General features: G+C 60.1%; 12 protein-coding genes, 1 pseudogene and 1 riboswitch. Of the genes and pseudogenes, 8 read left to right on the forward strand and 5 right to left on the reverse strand.

The annotated features are described in order from the left end of the window. Positions 1 to 24: 24 nt before the first annotated feature. Positions 25 to 429, reverse strand: coding sequence for a hotdog domain-containing protein (locus tag PspCFBP13508_RS09385; protein WP_016772772.1), 405 nt, complete (start codon positions 427 to 429; stop codon positions 25 to 27). A 190-nt stretch (positions 430 to 619) separates the two neighbouring features. After that, positions 620 to 718, forward strand: a riboswitch (S-adenosyl-L-homocysteine riboswitch). 23 nt (positions 719 to 741) lie between these two features. Between PspCFBP13508_RS09385 and ahcY the strand changes: the two genes are divergently transcribed. The 5 genes from ahcY (at position 742) to PspCFBP13508_RS09410 (ending at position 7,300) form a co-directional block, all read left to right on the forward strand. Continuing rightward, a complete protein-coding gene (ahcY, locus tag PspCFBP13508_RS09390) occupies positions 742 to 2,151 on the forward strand; it encodes an adenosylhomocysteinase (RefSeq protein WP_016772771.1) in 1,410 nt (469 codons plus the stop codon). A 159-nt stretch (positions 2,152 to 2,310) separates the two neighbouring features. Beyond that, on the forward strand, positions 2,311 to 3,156 hold the full coding sequence (gene metF / locus PspCFBP13508_RS09395) for a methylenetetrahydrofolate reductase [NAD(P)H] (protein WP_137214290.1): 846 nt from the start codon (positions 2,311 to 2,313) through the stop codon (positions 3,154 to 3,156). A gap of 77 nt (positions 3,157 to 3,233) precedes the next feature. Next, positions 3,234 to 4,316, forward strand: coding sequence for a hypothetical protein (locus PspCFBP13508_RS09400; RefSeq protein WP_137214291.1), 1,083 nt, complete (start codon positions 3,234 to 3,236; stop codon positions 4,314 to 4,316). Between the two features lie 87 nt (positions 4,317 to 4,403). Next, complete coding sequence (locus tag PspCFBP13508_RS09405; RefSeq protein WP_137214292.1) at positions 4,404 to 5,216, forward strand: transporter substrate-binding domain-containing protein; 813 nt, start codon at positions 4,404 to 4,406, stop codon at positions 5,214 to 5,216. A 221-nt stretch (positions 5,217 to 5,437) separates the two neighbouring features. Further along, entirely contained in the window at positions 5,438 to 7,300 is a 1,863-nt protein-coding gene (locus tag PspCFBP13508_RS09410) for a DEAD/DEAH box helicase (RefSeq protein WP_137214293.1), read from the forward strand. A gap of 239 nt (positions 7,301 to 7,539) precedes the next feature. Here the strand turns inward: PspCFBP13508_RS09410 and PspCFBP13508_RS09415 are convergent, their stop codons facing one another. Continuing rightward, positions 7,540 to 8,118, reverse strand: coding sequence for a YceI family protein (locus PspCFBP13508_RS09415; RefSeq protein ID WP_039757580.1), 579 nt, complete (start codon positions 8,116 to 8,118; stop codon positions 7,540 to 7,542). A gap of 31 nt (positions 8,119 to 8,149) precedes the next feature. Then, complete coding sequence (locus PspCFBP13508_RS09420; protein WP_039757579.1) at positions 8,150 to 8,701, reverse strand: cytochrome b; 552 nt, start codon at positions 8,699 to 8,701, stop codon at positions 8,150 to 8,152. A 286-nt stretch (positions 8,702 to 8,987) separates the two neighbouring features. Here PspCFBP13508_RS09420 and PspCFBP13508_RS09425 point away from each other — a divergent pair, with 286 nt between their 5' ends. Next, a complete protein-coding gene (locus PspCFBP13508_RS09425) occupies positions 8,988 to 9,485 on the forward strand; it encodes a hypothetical protein (protein WP_137214294.1) in 498 nt (165 codons plus the stop codon). A 363-nt stretch (positions 9,486 to 9,848) separates the two neighbouring features. Here PspCFBP13508_RS09425 and PspCFBP13508_RS09430 read toward each other — a convergent pair whose 3' ends face one another. After that, on the reverse strand, positions 9,849 to 11,618 hold the full coding sequence (locus PspCFBP13508_RS09430) for a flavin monoamine oxidase family protein (RefSeq protein ID WP_130910861.1): 1,770 nt from the start codon (positions 11,616 to 11,618) through the stop codon (positions 9,849 to 9,851). Between the two features lie 223 nt (positions 11,619 to 11,841). On the opposite strand from PspCFBP13508_RS09430, the gene PspCFBP13508_RS09435 reads away from it, so the two are divergent. Together PspCFBP13508_RS09435 and PspCFBP13508_RS09440 are read left to right on the forward strand one after the other, a co-directional pair. Continuing rightward, on the forward strand, positions 11,842 to 13,248 hold the full coding sequence (locus PspCFBP13508_RS09435) for an adenosylmethionine--8-amino-7-oxononanoate transaminase (RefSeq protein ID WP_137214295.1): 1,407 nt from the start codon (positions 11,842 to 11,844) through the stop codon (positions 13,246 to 13,248). Between the two features lie 152 nt (positions 13,249 to 13,400). Further along, positions 13,401 to 14,120 carry a 16S rRNA (uracil(1498)-N(3))-methyltransferase gene (locus tag PspCFBP13508_RS09440; RefSeq protein WP_137214296.1) on the forward strand — a complete coding sequence of 240 codons (720 nt, stop codon included), beginning with the start codon at positions 13,401 to 13,403 and terminating at the stop codon, positions 14,118 to 14,120. Between the two features lie 74 nt (positions 14,121 to 14,194). Here PspCFBP13508_RS09440 and PspCFBP13508_RS27620 read toward each other — a convergent pair. After that, positions 14,195 to 14,290: pseudogene (locus tag PspCFBP13508_RS27620) on the reverse strand (metal ABC transporter ATP-binding protein); the annotation flags it as partial. Between the last annotated feature and the right edge of the window lie 5 nt (positions 14,291 to 14,295).

Here is a 14,295-nt window from a genome sequence, read left to right on the forward strand (position 1 = left end):
CTCGCGAAGAATGCGCCGCCGATCTTATTGAACGGCCTCGTCATCCTTGAACTGGTCTTTCACATATTTGATCTCGGTCCGCCCGTGCGGCGCCGGCAGGCCGTCTTCGCCGAGGTTGACGAACACCATCTTCTCGACGGTCAGGATGCTCTTGCGGGTGATCTTGTTGCGCACTTCGCAGGTCAGGGTGATCGAGGTGCGGCCGAATTCGGTGGCGGTGATGCCCAGTTCGATGATGTCGCCCTGGCGCGAGGCGCTGACGAAGTTGATTTCCGAGATGTACTTGGTCACCACACGCTGGTTGCCCAGTTGCACGATGGCGTAGATCGCCGCTTCTTCGTCGATCCAGCGCAGCAGGCTGCCGCCGAACAGGGTGCCGTTGGGGTTGAGGTCTTCGGGTTTAACCCATTTGCGGGTGTGGAAATTCATGGGGGGCTCCTGGGTCGAGGCGTTTGAGCGTTAGGGGTATTGGCCCCCAGCTTCAAGTTTTCAGCTACAAGCTGCAAGTAAAAGCGGATTGGCTTTTACTTGCCGCTTGTAGCTTGCCGCTTGCCACTAGCCGGGCGAAGACCGCTATAATCGCCACCGATTCAGAACGGCTATGCCGTTTTCCCGCCACCTGTCCGAGGGGCGCTGCAGCAGGTTCGACCTGTCAGGCTCGGATGGGGCGTTGACCGGCTCACGCCGGACACTAAACGCACAACGGCGCCCATTCGCATACATTACGAATGGAGGCTCTTCATGAGCGCTGTCAACACGCCTGCCGATTTTACCGATTACAAAGTTGCCGACATGTCCCTGGCTGCCTGGGGCCGTCGCGAAACCATCATCGCCGAATCGGAAATGCCTGCCCTGATGGGTCTGCGCCGCAAATACGCTGCCGAGCAGCCGCTCAAGGGCGCGAAAATCCTCGGCTGCATCCACATGACCATTCAGACTGCCGTGCTGATCGAAACCCTGGTTGCCCTGGGTGCCGAAGTACGCTGGTCGTCCTGCAACATTTTCTCCACTCAGGATCAGGCCGCTGCCGCTATCGCTGCCGCCGGTATCCCGGTGTTCGCCTGGAAAGGCGAGACTGAAGAAGAGTACGAGTGGTGCCTGGAGCAGACCATCCTCAAGGATGGCCAGCCATGGGACGCCAACATGATCCTCGACGACGGCGGCGACCTGACCGAGCTGCTGCACAAGAAATACCCGCAAGTGCTCGATCGCGTTCACGGCGTGACCGAAGAAACCACCACTGGCGTACACCGTCTGCTGGACATGCTGGCCAAGGGCGAGCTGAAGATCCCGGCGATCAACGTCAACGACTCGGTGACCAAGTCCAAGAACGACAACAAGTACGGCTGCCGTCACAGCCTGAACGATGCGATCAAGCGCGGCACCGACCACCTGCTGTCGGGCAAGCAAGCGCTGGTCATCGGTTACGGTGACGTGGGCAAGGGCTCGGCCCAGTCCCTGCGTCAGGAAGGCATGATCGTCAAAGTGTCGGAAGTCGACCCGATCTGCGCCATGCAAGCCTGCATGGACGGTTTCGAACTGGTGTCGCCGTTCATCGACGGTATCAACGACGGTTCCGAAGCGAGCATCGACAAAGCGCTGCTGGGCAAGATCGACCTGATCGTGACCACCACCGGTAACGTCAATGTTTGCGACGCGAATATGCTCAAAGCCCTGAAGAAGCGCGCCGTTGTCTGCAACATCGGTCACTTCGACAACGAAATCGACACCGCTTTCATGCGCAAGAACTGGGCATGGGAAGAAGTGAAGCCACAGGTGCACAAGGTTCACCGCACCGGCGCTGGCAGCTTCGATCCACAGAACGACGACTACCTGATCCTGCTGGCCGAAGGCCGTCTGGTGAACCTGGGCAACGCCACCGGTCACCCGAGCCGCATCATGGACGGTTCGTTCGCCAACCAGGTTCTGGCACAGATCTTCCTGTTCGGCCAGAAATACGCCGACCTGTCGCCAGCGCAGAAAGCCGAGCGTCTGACCGTTGAAGTGCTGCCGAAGAAACTCGACGAAGAAGTGGCCCTGGAAATGGTTCGCGGCTTCGGCGGCGTGGTCACTCAACTGACCAAGCAACAGGCTGACTACATCGGCGTCACCGTCGAAGGCCCGTTCAAGCCGCACGCCTACCGCTACTAACAGGCGCTGAAAGCTCGCTCTCCCTGTAGGAGCGAGCTTGCTCGCGAAGGCGGCTTATCATTCAACATCCGTGTTGTCTGACCCAGCGCTTTCGCGAGCAGGCTCGCTCCCACACGGGATTGCAGCGCCTCGAAGGTACTTGTTTACAAGGGTATGACCATGTCCCAAGACCGTCGCTACAGCTTCGAGTTTTTCCCGACCAAGACCGATGCCGGGCAAGAAAAGCTGCTTGCCACTGCCCGTCAGTTGGCCACCTACAACCCGGATTTCTTTTCCTGCACCTACGGCGCTGGCGGTTCGACCCGTGATCGCACGCTCAACACCGTGCTGCAGCTGGAAAGCGAAGTCAAAGTTCCCGCCGCTCCGCACCTGTCGTGCGTTGGTGACAGCAAGGACGACCTGCGCGGCCTGCTGAACGAATACAAGGCTGCCGGCATCAAGCGCATCGTTGCCCTGCGTGGCGACCTGCCGTCCGGCATGGGCATGACCAGCGGTGAGCTGCGTCACGCCAATGAACTGGTGGAGTTCATTCGTGAAGAAACCGCCGATCATTTCCACATCGAAGTCGCCGCTTACCCGGAGATGCATCCGCAAGCGCGCAACTACGAAGACGATCTCGCCAACTTCGTGCGCAAGGCCAAGGCCGGTGCCGACAGCGCGATCACCCAGTACTTCTTCAACGCCGACAGCTACTTCTACTTCGTCGACCGTTTGCAGGCGCTGGGCGTGGATCTGCCGATCGTGCCGGGGATCATGCCGATCACCAACTACAGCAAACTCGCGCGCTTCTCCGACGCCTGCGGTGCGGAAATCCCGCGCTGGATCCGCAAGCAACTGGAAGCCTACGGTGATGACACGCAAAGCATTCAACGCTTTGGCGAACAAGTCGTCAGCGAGATGTGCGAACGCCTGCTGCAGGGCGGCGCACCGGGGCTGCACTTCTACTCGATGAACCAGGCCGAACCTAGCCTGGCGATCTGGAACAACCTCAAGCTGCCGCGCTGAAGGTTTTTCATGCGGTATAAAAAAAGGCCCTTACCGGGCCTTTTCAATGAAAAGCACCAAATGGAATGTTGTCGTCAATGATCTGCGCGCAAACAAAAACACGCCCTCAACTGGTCTATCTGGTTTTCGGTGCCGAGACCTACCATCAGGAAGCTGTTTTCAGCATCGCCAGTGCTCTGGCGTGGTTGCGCGAGACTCCGGATGCCGCGATCGATATCCAGGTTTTCAGCGACAATCCGCAACCCTACGAGCATCTCCCCGTACGCATTCGCCCGCTGGACGCCGAAACGCGCCAGAAATGGAGCGAGCCCCACGGTTATCACTTCCGCATCAAGCATGTCGCGCTGCGCTCGGTACTTGAAGAGCATGAAACGGCGCTGCTGATCGACACCGATACGTTTTTCCACTGCTCGCCGCTGAAACTGTTCGAGCGGGTTCAGCCCGGCACGCTGCTGTGCAACGACTATTACGCCCGCTATGGCGACAACAAGATGAGCCTGCTCTACCGCACGCTGTCGGCAACCCTGCTGGACAAAGGCCTGACTGATGATCACATGCGCCTGCTCAACTCCGGGGTCATTGGCTTGCACCGGCAGGACGCACACGTGCTCGACCGCTCCATCGCCTTGATCGATGAGCTGTTTCCGTCGGCACAGGGCGCCTACACCCTTGAAGAGTTCTGCCTGTCGGTGGCCGCCTATCGCACGGTAAACGTCAACAAGTGCCCGGATCTGATTCACCATTACTGGAGCCGCAAACATCTGTTCAGGGCCAAGGTTCAGGCCTGGGTCGCCAAACATGGCGACAACCCGACGGGCGAAGCTGCGCTGGACGACACCCGGCGTGTGTCACCACAACTGCCTCGACCGCCGCGACTGCAGCGAATGTTCTACAAGCTCATCACGCTGCTGCTGCCGGCATATCTGCGTCAGTTCATTCGCGAAATCCTTTACGGCTGCTATGACCACCCCAACGAGTTCGATCAGGCGTGTGCACCGGTCTGGTGGGACAAGGCGCTGGAAAACCAGCAGCAACGCATCGGCAAGCCGGTCTGCAAGCACTTGCTCAGGGACTGGTTCAGTCGTGGTCTGGTCAAGCGGATTCTCGGTGCGCGCCACGCCAAGGTTCATAAACACCTGCTGAAAACCTCGAGCAAATAAGACCATGGCGGCCATTACGCCTGGGGTCTGCGCGAAACATGCATGCCAGAGCTTCTCATCAGGCGTTTCGCGTACTAACCTCAGGCCATGCCCCTTATTGCCCAACTGCTGAGCGTTATTCTTCTGACTTGCCTGAGCGTCGGCGCCCGGGGGGAGAAGTTGCGTATTGTCACCGAGCCGTGGGCGCCGTATGTGTACGAGCAGGGCGGGCAGAATCTCGGCCTGGACTACGAAACCACCGCCATCGTGTTCAAGCGTCTGGGCATTGAAGTCGAGTGGCAGTTCCTGCCATGGAAGCGCTGCCTGTCGATGCTCGAAACCGGTCAGGCCGACGGTGCGCTGGACATCTTTCACAGCGCCGAGCGCGACGCCACCCTGCTTTACCCCAGCGAGCCGCTGTCCGACGTCGAATTCGTAATGTTCTACGCCAATGATCGGCCGCACCCTTTCACCACCCTCGAACAACTCAAAGGCCTGACCATCGGCACCTCGCCGGGCTATCTGTACAGCCCTGACTTCAGCCAGTCGCAGCTGTTTACCCGTGAGCCTGCGCCGACCCATGAAGCCAACTTCGGCAAACTGGTGCGCGGGCGTATCGACCTGCTGATTACCGATCGCCGCGTCGGCCAGCATTTGCTCGATGAATTGAACATCCGCGATCTGATCACCGAAAACCCGACGGTTATCAGCCGCCAGAGCCAGTTTCTTGCGGTTCGGCGCAATGCCGGCATGGACTTGCTGGTGCAGCGCTTTGGTGCCGAGCTCAAGCGTTTCAAGCGCGAACCGGCCTACGCCGAGCTCAGCGCACGTTACGGTGCTGCGCCGGTTGATAGCGCGTCACTGCGTGACGCCATGGTTGGCGGCAAAACCGTTGAGCAGCAGGAAAGCAGCGCGCAGTGATTGCTCTGTTATACTCCGGCGTTCCCGCCAGGCTCACGCCCGGACGCCCGGAACCGTAACAGGCCTCTCGACCCGCTACAGCGCAGCTTCCAGCCCGCGCGAGCGCTCCTGACGTGCCTTCGGAACCGCCGCTGGACCGGACGGGATTGCGTCCTCTTAAACGTGATTCGCGCCAGGCAAGACTCCCATTGGGCCAAGCCCTAACTAAAACAGGATTACTCATGTCCTTTGCTTCCCTCGGTCTCTCCGAGGCTTTAGTCCGTGCCATCGAAGATGCGGGCTATACCGAGCCTACTCCGGTGCAACAGCGGGCCATTCCCGCCGTGTTGCAAGGTCGCGACCTGATGGTTGCGGCTCAGACAGGTACCGGTAAAACCGGCGGCTTCGCCCTCCCGATTCTGGAGCGGTTGTTCCCCAACGGTCACCCGGACAAATCCCAGCGTCACGGCCCGCGCCAACCGCGCGTCCTGGTCCTGACCCCGACCCGCGAACTCGCGGCCCAGGTGCACGAGAGCTTCAAGATCTACGCCCGTGACCTGAAATTCGTCAGCGCCTGCATCTTCGGCGGCGTCGGCATGAACCCGCAGGTCCAGGCCATGTCCCGTGGCGTCGACGTCCTCGTCGCCTGCCCGGGTCGCTTGCTCGACCTCGCCGGCCAGGGCAGCGTCGATCTGTCCCACGTGGAAATTCTCGTCCTCGACGAAGCCGACCGCATGCTCGACATGGGTTTTGTCCACGACGTGAAGAAAGTCCTCGCACGTCTGCCGGCCAAGCGCCAGAACCTGCTGTTCTCGGCGACTTTCTCCAAAGACATCACCGACCTCGCCGGCAAACTGCTGCACAACCCGGAACGCATCGAAGTGACGCCGCCGAACACCACGGTCGAGCGCATCGAACAACGCGTGTTCCGCCTGCCGGCCAGCCACAAGCGCGCACTGCTGGCGCACCTGATCACCGCCGGCGCGTGGGAACAGGTGCTGGTGTTCACCCGCACCAAGCACGGCGCCAACCGTCTCGCTGAATACCTGGACAAACACGGCCTGCCGGCGGTGGCGATTCACGGTAACAAGAGCCAGAACGCCCGCACCAAAGCCCTGGCCGACTTCAAGGCCGGTGAAGTGCGCATTCTGGTTGCCACCGACATCGCCGCCCGCGGCCTGGACATCGATCAGTTGCCGCATGTGGTCAACTTCGAACTGCCGAACGTTGATGAAGATTACGTGCACCGTATCGGCCGTACTGGCCGCGCCGGTCGTTCGGGTGAGGCGATCTCGCTGGTTGCCCCGGACGAAGAAAAGCTGCTGAAAAGCATCGAACGCATGACCAAGCAGAAGATTGCCGACGGCGATCTGATGGGCTTCGACTCCAGCACCATCGAAGCCGAGAAGCCGGAAGCCCGCGAGCGTCCGGACATCCGCAACCCGCGCAATTCCCGTGGCCCACGTGGCGACGGCCCGAATGGCGGCGGCGGTGGCGGCGGTCGCAAGGACAAGGGCAAAGACAAGGGCAAGGAAAAGCCGGCCGGTGAACGTGGCGAGCGCCCTGCCCGTCAGCAAAAACCGCGCGAAGGCACCCCGAGCCGCGACCAGCGCCCAAGCCAGCCACCGCGTGCAGCGGCTGACCGTGCCCCGGACGAATTCCTCGACGACGATGTGGATAACTTCGGTAACCGCGTTGACTACGTACCGAAGGCCGCTCCTGCTGGCGGCCGTGGCCGTCGTCCGGGCGCACCGGCGCAAGGCGCTGGCGCACCACGCGGTGGTCAGCCACAGGGACGCCAGAACGGTCCGCGCAACAGCAACGGCTCGAGCACCGGCACGCCACCGGCCAAACGCAGCGGCCCGCGCAATGGCGCACCGCGTGACGGTCAGGGTCGTCGTGACGAATCCGCGCCGCGCAACCGCCGTCCGGCCCGTGACGATCAGCCACGCAGCGAACCGGCCGTGCAGAATCCGCGCAGCAATGGTCCGAAGATCATGCACAAGGAATCGAAAGCCGACCGCTTCCCGACGCCTGAGCAGCTCGATCAACTGCCAAGCCGCCCGCGTGGCGAGAAACCAGCCTTGCTGACCCGCAATCGCTGAGGTTCAAGCCGCAATGAAAAATGCCCCGACTCGAAAGAGCCGGGGCATTTTTTTGAGCGCTGCAAATCGCTTTGTGTAGGAGCTGCCGAAGGCTGCGATCTTTTGATCCTGATCTTGATCTTCAAAAATCAAGATCAAAAGATCGCAGCCTTCGGCAGCTCCTACAGGGGATCTGTGTTGTGGCAATAAAAAAAGCCCCCGGCCTTGCGACCGGGGGCGTTTTCATGTGGCGGCGAAATTTATTTCGCTTTCACACCTTCAAACGAAACATACAGCTCGACCGCATCGGACTTCGGACCAAGGTCTTTCTGCTTGCCGAAATCGGAGCGCTTGATGGTGGTGGTGCCTTCGAAGCCGGCACGGTAGCCGCCCCATGGATCCTTGCCTTCGCCCAGGAAGGTGGCCTTGACGACAACTGGCTTGGTTACGCCCAGCAGGGTCAGGTCGCCGGTCACGTCAGCGGTGTTGGCACCGGTGGACTTGACGCTGGTGGAAACGAAGGTGGCCTTGCCGAATTTGCTGGCGTTGAGGAAGTCAGCGCTGGCGATGTGCTTGTCGCGCTCGGCGTGGTTGGTGAACACGCTGGCAGTGTTGACGTTGAACTCGATCTTGCTGTCTTCAGGCTTGGCAGCATCGAAGCTGAACTTGCCGTCGATGTCCTTGAAGGTACCGGTGATGTAGCTGTAGCCCAGGTGGCTGATCTTGAAGTCGACGAAGGCGTGCTGGCCTTCCTTGTCTACAACATAGTCAGCAGCCATTACGTTGGCGGACAGTACGGCCGAACCGATTGCCAGAGCGGCCAGAGTCTTTTTCAACATGCTTTCTTTTCCTTTGAGTCGAGGTTGAATTTCAGGCTTTGCGACCGAGCATTCGAGTGAGGGTCGCATCACGATCGATAAAGTGGTGCTTCAATGCTGCCAACGCATGGAGACCGGAAAAAATTACCAGTGCCCACGCCAGCCAGAGATGAATCACCCCAGCGGTATCTGCCTGATCCGGTAGTCCGGAGAGCAGAGCAGGAACTTCAAACAGGCCAAACACCGGGATCCCGACACCGTCTGCGGTGGAAATCAGGTAACCGGCAATCATCACAGCGAACAGCGCCAGATACAGAAACCCGTGGCCGAATTTAGCGCCGATACGGGTCATGCGACTGTAGCTTTGCAGCGTTGGCGGCGGCGGGCTGATGAAGCGCCACAGCACCCGCAACAGCATCACCGCGAGCAGCACCAGACCGATGCTCTTGTGCAGGTCCGGCGCGTCTTTGCGCCAGGTGCTGTAGTAATCCAGCCCGACCATCCACAGACCCAGCGCAAACAGCCCGAAGACCGCCAACGCCACGACCCAATGCATGAAGATGCTGACCCAACCATAGCGCGAAGAAGAGTTACGTAGCTGCATTGCCCAAATCCTGTGAGAACTGCGAACCAAGACTAGCGAGTTATCTATCGAATTAAAGCGGAAAATTTTGCTTTGAAATATCGAGAAATACGATCAAGAGTCTGCGAGCGGGGTGTTAAGGAAGGATTAAAGGCGAATTCGCTGTGAGGTGCTTGTACAAATGACTGGTGCCGCGTTTCAACGACAAAGGCACAGGACTGCGAAGCCGATAACCCTGTACCGCTGATGCGGCTTTTGAACCTGTTCGAATGATGTCTCCATTCTCATTACAGACAGGTGCAAAAACATGGCTCTGCGATATACGCCCTTTCAAGCAAGCGGTTCTTCTGTACTGCCGCCCAATCAAACGATGTCTCCCGGCCAGTTCCTGCAATCCGAGAACGGTCGATTTCGTCTGATGCTGCAAAGCGATGGAAATCTGGTTCTCAAAGACGGTGAGGGGGTTATCTGGATCGCCGACGCCAATCAACCTTACAGCGCAACTTTGCACCCGAAGAAGATGCGCGAGCCGCTGCAGTTCGTGATCAGCAACAGCGGCTTTCTGTATGACCCTTCCAGGCGACGATTATGGATCGCGGAAAGCACGCACAGCGCCGACAAGGCGCTTTGGTACAACACATACATGACTGTGCAGGACGATGGAAACCTGGTGATTTACGACCAGCGCACGGGCAGTCTGCGCTGGGCGCGTTTCGGTTTCATTCCCGGGCGCCTGCGCAAACCCAAGCAAAAGTGGCTGAGGAAACTGCCGAACGGGACAGAGTTCTTCAAGTGGGAGTTCTGACCGATTCAGACGGTGTGACTGGCTAGTTGTGAAGTACTGCGGGCGGTTGCAGGCACTCGGCATTGTAAGGATCTATCTGGCATTTATGCGCTAGTTCCGAACCATAACCGCCGGGAAAGAATTGCCCGTTGCTACAACCGGGAAGTGCAATCAGCAACAGTATCAGCGTGAGTGTTTTCATCAGAGAGCTCCAATTTTTCCCAGCATAAAATTGGTCGACGGGCAGCCGCTATCACCTGATTCCGAGCGTCTTGTGGGAAGCCTCCGGTACGCAGGTCAGCCATGGAACCGGTCCGCGAAGGACACAAACGCAGGGCAAAAAAAACGCGACCCGAGGGCCGCGTTTTTCATATGAACCAAGGTTTACTGCGCCTTGGTCTCGGTCGTTGCAGCAGGCTTGGCCGCTGGCTTCTTCGCCGGTTCAGCCTTCTTCGCCGCCGGTTTGGCCGCCGGCTTTTTCGTGTCGGTTTTTGCCGCCGGTTTCTTCGCCGCTGGCTTGGCCGCTGCTTTCTTTGCCGGCTCGGCTTTCACCGGGGCCGCTGGTTTCGGTGCTTCCACCGGCGCTGGCGCAGGTGCCGGGGTCGGTGCAGGCGCTGGAGCGGCCGGAGCAGGTGCTGGCTCTGGCGCCTTCACAGGCTCAGGCTTCTTCTCGTCATCCGAGCCGCCGAACAGGTTGCTGAAGAAGTTGCCCTTCTTCGCCGCCGCCGCACCCGCCGCGCCTGCCGCTGCTGCAGCCGGAACCACTTTGACCGGTTCAAAGGACTTGCCTGCCGCCAGATCTTCAACCTGGCTGGCCGCGCGCTGGCCGGTGCGCAGTGCGCCTTCCAGGGTGCCCGGGTACAAGGTGTCGGTGTGTTCGCCGGCGAACGCTACGCGTTGCAGCGGACGTTCCCACAGGCGCCAGAACTTGCTGATCTGCCCCGGGCCGTAAGCCAGGTAGGCGCCGCCCATCGACGGGTCAGTGCTGTATCGGCGGATCTCATAACCGGTGAACGAGCCACGGGCCTGTGGATAAAACGCGTGCAGACGGATCAGCACCTGATCGACCATCTGCTTGTCGCCGAACGCCTGCATCACACGGGCATTGTCGCCGGACAGGTTGATCACCACGTTGGCGCCACCCTTCAGCGCCGGTTCGATCCAGAGCATGCCCAGACCGGTATTGCTGTAGATCTCGCCGGACATGCGCGATTTGCTTTCCCACACTGGCGTCTTGAACTTCAGCATGATCTGGTCGCGCCAGCCGTAGTTGGTGCCTTTGATCGCTGCCAGATGCTGAGCATCCAGCGCCGGGGTCAGCGAGATCTTGTTCAGCGCGCGCAAAGGCACCGCCAGCACCACATAGTCAGCCTGATAGCCGACGCTGCCGACTTTGACGGTCACGCCGTCCTTGTCCTGGATGATGGCCGAGACCGGCGAGCTGGTCTTGATGGTCTTGATCTGTTTGACGAAGGCCTGGGCCAGCACCTGGCTGCCACCGACCAGACGCGAGGCGCGCAGGTCGCGGTCGGAGACGCCGCGATAGACGCGGTTCTGCTGAGCGAAATACAGCAGCGACAGACGCGAAGGTTCGTCGTAGTGGGTACGGATGTCCTGGTTGATCAACTGACGCGCGGTGGCCGGCAGGTTCTGCTTGTCGAGCCAGCTCGATACGGTGATCTGGTCCAGTGCATGCAGGGTGGCGGTCGCCGCCGGGTTCTGCGGGTCGTCGATCGAGCGCGCCAGATCGTCGAGGGTTTTCTGGTAGCGCTTGAGCGCATCGGCGGTGGCTGGCTGCTTGGTGGCCAGATCAGCGGCGGAGAAATAATCACCGTCGATCAGATAACCTGGCGTACGCACGAATTCCGGCGCCGGCGTGGTACCGAGCTTGAACGTCGACACGTACTTGTTCAGTACCGGCTGGGTCTTGTCGTTGCCGATCCACTCGCTGGTGGCCATGCCCGAGCGGCCGCCCAGACTCGGTTTGGCTTCCAGCAGGGTGACCTGCCAGCCTTTGTTCTGCAGTTCGTAAGCGGCGGTCAGACCCGACAGGCCACCGCCAATCACGATTGCGGTTTTATCCTTGGCCAGCGCCGTAACGCTGAACAGCCCCAACATCACCAGCGCACAGGCGCGCAGCCAACCGACAGACATTCAGCGAACTCCGGAAAAACATGTGGGAAAAAGCAGTTTTGCGAGTCAGACGACTCAAAGAACCGCGAAGAATACGTTAGCCATCAAAACGCCGCCAGCGACGTCTATCGGCTCAGACAAAGTAGCTCAATCGACACAATGGGTTGTTCCCGCGCGATGCATTGCATAGGCTTGCGCGATTGTTCGCCCGCGCCTGACGCGAGCCGCCTCGAGGAGACTGTAAATGGGCCTGAATAACCAGTGGATGCAACGCGATCTTGCGGTGTTGTGGCATCCCTGCACCCAGATGAAAGACCACGAACAGCTGCCGCTGATCCCGATCAAGCGCGGCGAAGGCATCTGGCTCGAAGACTTCGAAGGCAAGCGCTACCTCGACGCAGTCAGTTCCTGGTGGGTCAACGTGTTCGGCCACGCCAACCCGCGCATCAACCAGCGCATCAAGGATCAGGTCGATCAACTCGAACACGTGATTCTTGCCGGTTTCAGCCATCAGCCGGTGATCGAGCTGTCCGAGCGTCTGGTGAAGATGACCCCGCAAGGCTTGAACCGGGTGTTCTACGCCGATAACGGCTCGTCCTGCATCGAAGTCGCGCTGAAGATGAGCTTTCACTACTGGCTGAATCGCGGCCAGCCGAACAAGAAGCGCTTCGTCACCCTGACCAACAGCTACCACGGCGAAACCATGGCAGCGATGGCGGTCGGCGATGTGCCGCTGTTCACCGAGACCTACAAAGCCCTGTTGATGGACACCATCAAAGTGCCGAGCCCGGATTGCTATCTGCGCCCGCAAGGCATGAGCTGGGAGGAACACTCGCGCAACATGTTCGCCGCCATGGAACAGACGCTGGCGGAAAATCATGACAGCGTCGCGGCAGTGATCGTCGAGCCGTTGATTCAGGGCGCCGGCGGCATGCGCATGTATCACCCGGTGTACCTCAAGCTGTTGCGCGAGGCCTGCGACCGCTACGGCGTGCACCTGATCCACGACGAAATCGCCGTCGGCTTCGGCCGCACCGGGACGATGTTCGCCTGCGAACAGGCCGGCATCCGCCCGGACTTCCTTTGCCTGTCCAAAGCCCTCACCGGCGGCTATCTGCCGCTGGCGGCGTGCCTGACCACCGACGAGGTCTACAGCGCCTTCTACGACGACTACCCGACCCTGCGCGCCTTCCTGCATTCGCACAGCTACACCGGCAACCCGCTGGCCTGCGCTGCGGCACTGGCGACCCTGGATATCTTCGAGCAGGACAACGTCATCGAGAACAACCAGGCGCTGGCTCAGCGCATGGCCTCGGCGACCGCGCATCTGGTCGATCACCCGAACGTCTCCGAAGTGCGCCAGACCGGCATGGTCCTGGCCATCGAGATGGTCAAGGATAAAGCCAGCAAAGAGGCCTACCCTTGGCAGGAGCGTCGTGGCTTGAAGGTGTTCCAGCATGCGCTGGAACGTGGTGCGTTGTTGCGGCCGCTGGGCAGCGTGGTGTATTTCCTGCCGCCGTATGTAATCACCCCGGAGCAGATCGACTTCTTGGCCGAAGTGGCCAGTGAAGGTATTGATATTGCTACGCGTGACAGCGTCAGCGTGGCGGTGCCGAAAGACTTCCATCCGGGATTCCGCGACCCGGGTTGATTCGCCTTGCTTGAGATTTGCGGTGGCTGGACTACCGCTTTCGCGAGCAGGCTCGCTCCCACAGGGGAATGCATTTCAAGTGTGGGAGCGAGCCTGCTCGCGAATGAAGTCGACACCGATCCAACTGATTCATATCTTTCCAGAGACCCGAAATGAGACTGTCCCGCTTCTTTATCGACGCCCCGCTGAGCACTGGCGAACACGAACTGCCAGAAGCCCAGGCGCATTACATCAGCCGCGTGTTGCGCATGGCCGAAGGCGATGCGGTGCAATTGTTCGACGGTTCCGGCCATGAGTTTCGCGGGTCGTTGGTGGACGTCGGCAAGAAACGCGTGGTCGTGCAGCTCGACGAGCAATTCGCCGGGCAAATCGAGTCGCCGCTGCAGATCCACCTCGGCCAGGGCCTGTCGCGGGGCGAGCGCATGGACTGGGCTATTCAAAAAGCCACTGAACTGGGCGTGACGCAAATCACTCCGATCTTCAGCGAGCGCTGCGAAGTGCGGCTCAAGGACGAACGCGCCGACAAGCGCTTGCTGCACTGGCGCCAAGTGGCGATCAGTGCCTGCGAACAGTGTGGGCGTTCACGGGTGCCGGTGATTCATCCGCCGGTGTTGCTGGCAGACTGGCTCAAGCAGACCGAAGCCGAATTGAAACTGGTGCTGCACCCGGTCGCAGAACCGCTGGTGAGTCATGCCAAACCGGAGACGCTGGCGTTCCTGATCGGGCCTGAGGGTGGCTTGACGGATGGCGAAGTCGAGTTAGCCAAAGGCAATGGCTTCCACGCCGCCCGCCTCGGCCCACGGGTGCTGCGCACCGAGACTGCGCCGGTGGTGGCGCTGGCGGTAGCCCAGCAACTTTGGGGTGACTTCTAAGGCCCCTTCGCGAGCAGGCTCGCTCCCACATTGGATCTAGGGTGTTCACAACACCAGAGTTCACTGAAGATTTATTGTGGGAGCGAGCCTGCTCGCGAAAGCGGTGTTTCATTCAACGAAGGTGTTGGCTGACCTGACGCCTTCGCGAGCAGGCTCGCTCCCACAGGGATTGCAT

The sequence above is a fragment of the Pseudomonas sp. CFBP13508 genome, assembly GCF_005233515.1.
Lineage (GTDB): Bacteria > Pseudomonadota > Gammaproteobacteria > Pseudomonadales > Pseudomonadaceae > Aquipseudomonas > Aquipseudomonas mercuritolerans.

Coding starts and splice junctions, on each gene's coding strand:
- PspCFBP13508_RS09385 (WP_016772772.1), bottom strand. CDS start 429: ATGAATTTCCACACCCGCAAATGGGTTAAACCCGAAGACCTCAACCCC.
- ahcY (WP_016772771.1), top strand. CDS start 742: ATGAGCGCTGTCAACACGCCTGCCGATTTTACCGATTACAAAGTTGCC.
- metF (WP_137214290.1), top strand. CDS start 2,311: ATGTCCCAAGACCGTCGCTACAGCTTCGAGTTTTTCCCGACCAAGACC.
- PspCFBP13508_RS09400 (WP_137214291.1), top strand. CDS start 3,234: ATGATCTGCGCGCAAACAAAAACACGCCCTCAACTGGTCTATCTGGTT.
- PspCFBP13508_RS09405 (WP_137214292.1), top strand. CDS start 4,404: ATGCCCCTTATTGCCCAACTGCTGAGCGTTATTCTTCTGACTTGCCTG.
- PspCFBP13508_RS09410 (WP_137214293.1), top strand. CDS start 5,438: ATGTCCTTTGCTTCCCTCGGTCTCTCCGAGGCTTTAGTCCGTGCCATC.
- PspCFBP13508_RS09415 (WP_039757580.1), bottom strand. CDS start 8,118: ATGTTGAAAAAGACTCTGGCCGCTCTGGCAATCGGTTCGGCCGTACTG.
- PspCFBP13508_RS09420 (WP_039757579.1), bottom strand. CDS start 8,701: ATGCAGCTACGTAACTCTTCTTCGCGCTATGGTTGGGTCAGCATCTTC.
- PspCFBP13508_RS09425 (WP_137214294.1), top strand. CDS start 8,988: ATGGCTCTGCGATATACGCCCTTTCAAGCAAGCGGTTCTTCTGTACTG.
- PspCFBP13508_RS09430 (WP_130910861.1), bottom strand. CDS start 11,618: ATGTCTGTCGGTTGGCTGCGCGCCTGTGCGCTGGTGATGTTGGGGCTG.
- PspCFBP13508_RS09435 (WP_137214295.1), top strand. CDS start 11,842: ATGGGCCTGAATAACCAGTGGATGCAACGCGATCTTGCGGTGTTGTGG.
- PspCFBP13508_RS09440 (WP_137214296.1), top strand. CDS start 13,401: ATGAGACTGTCCCGCTTCTTTATCGACGCCCCGCTGAGCACTGGCGAA.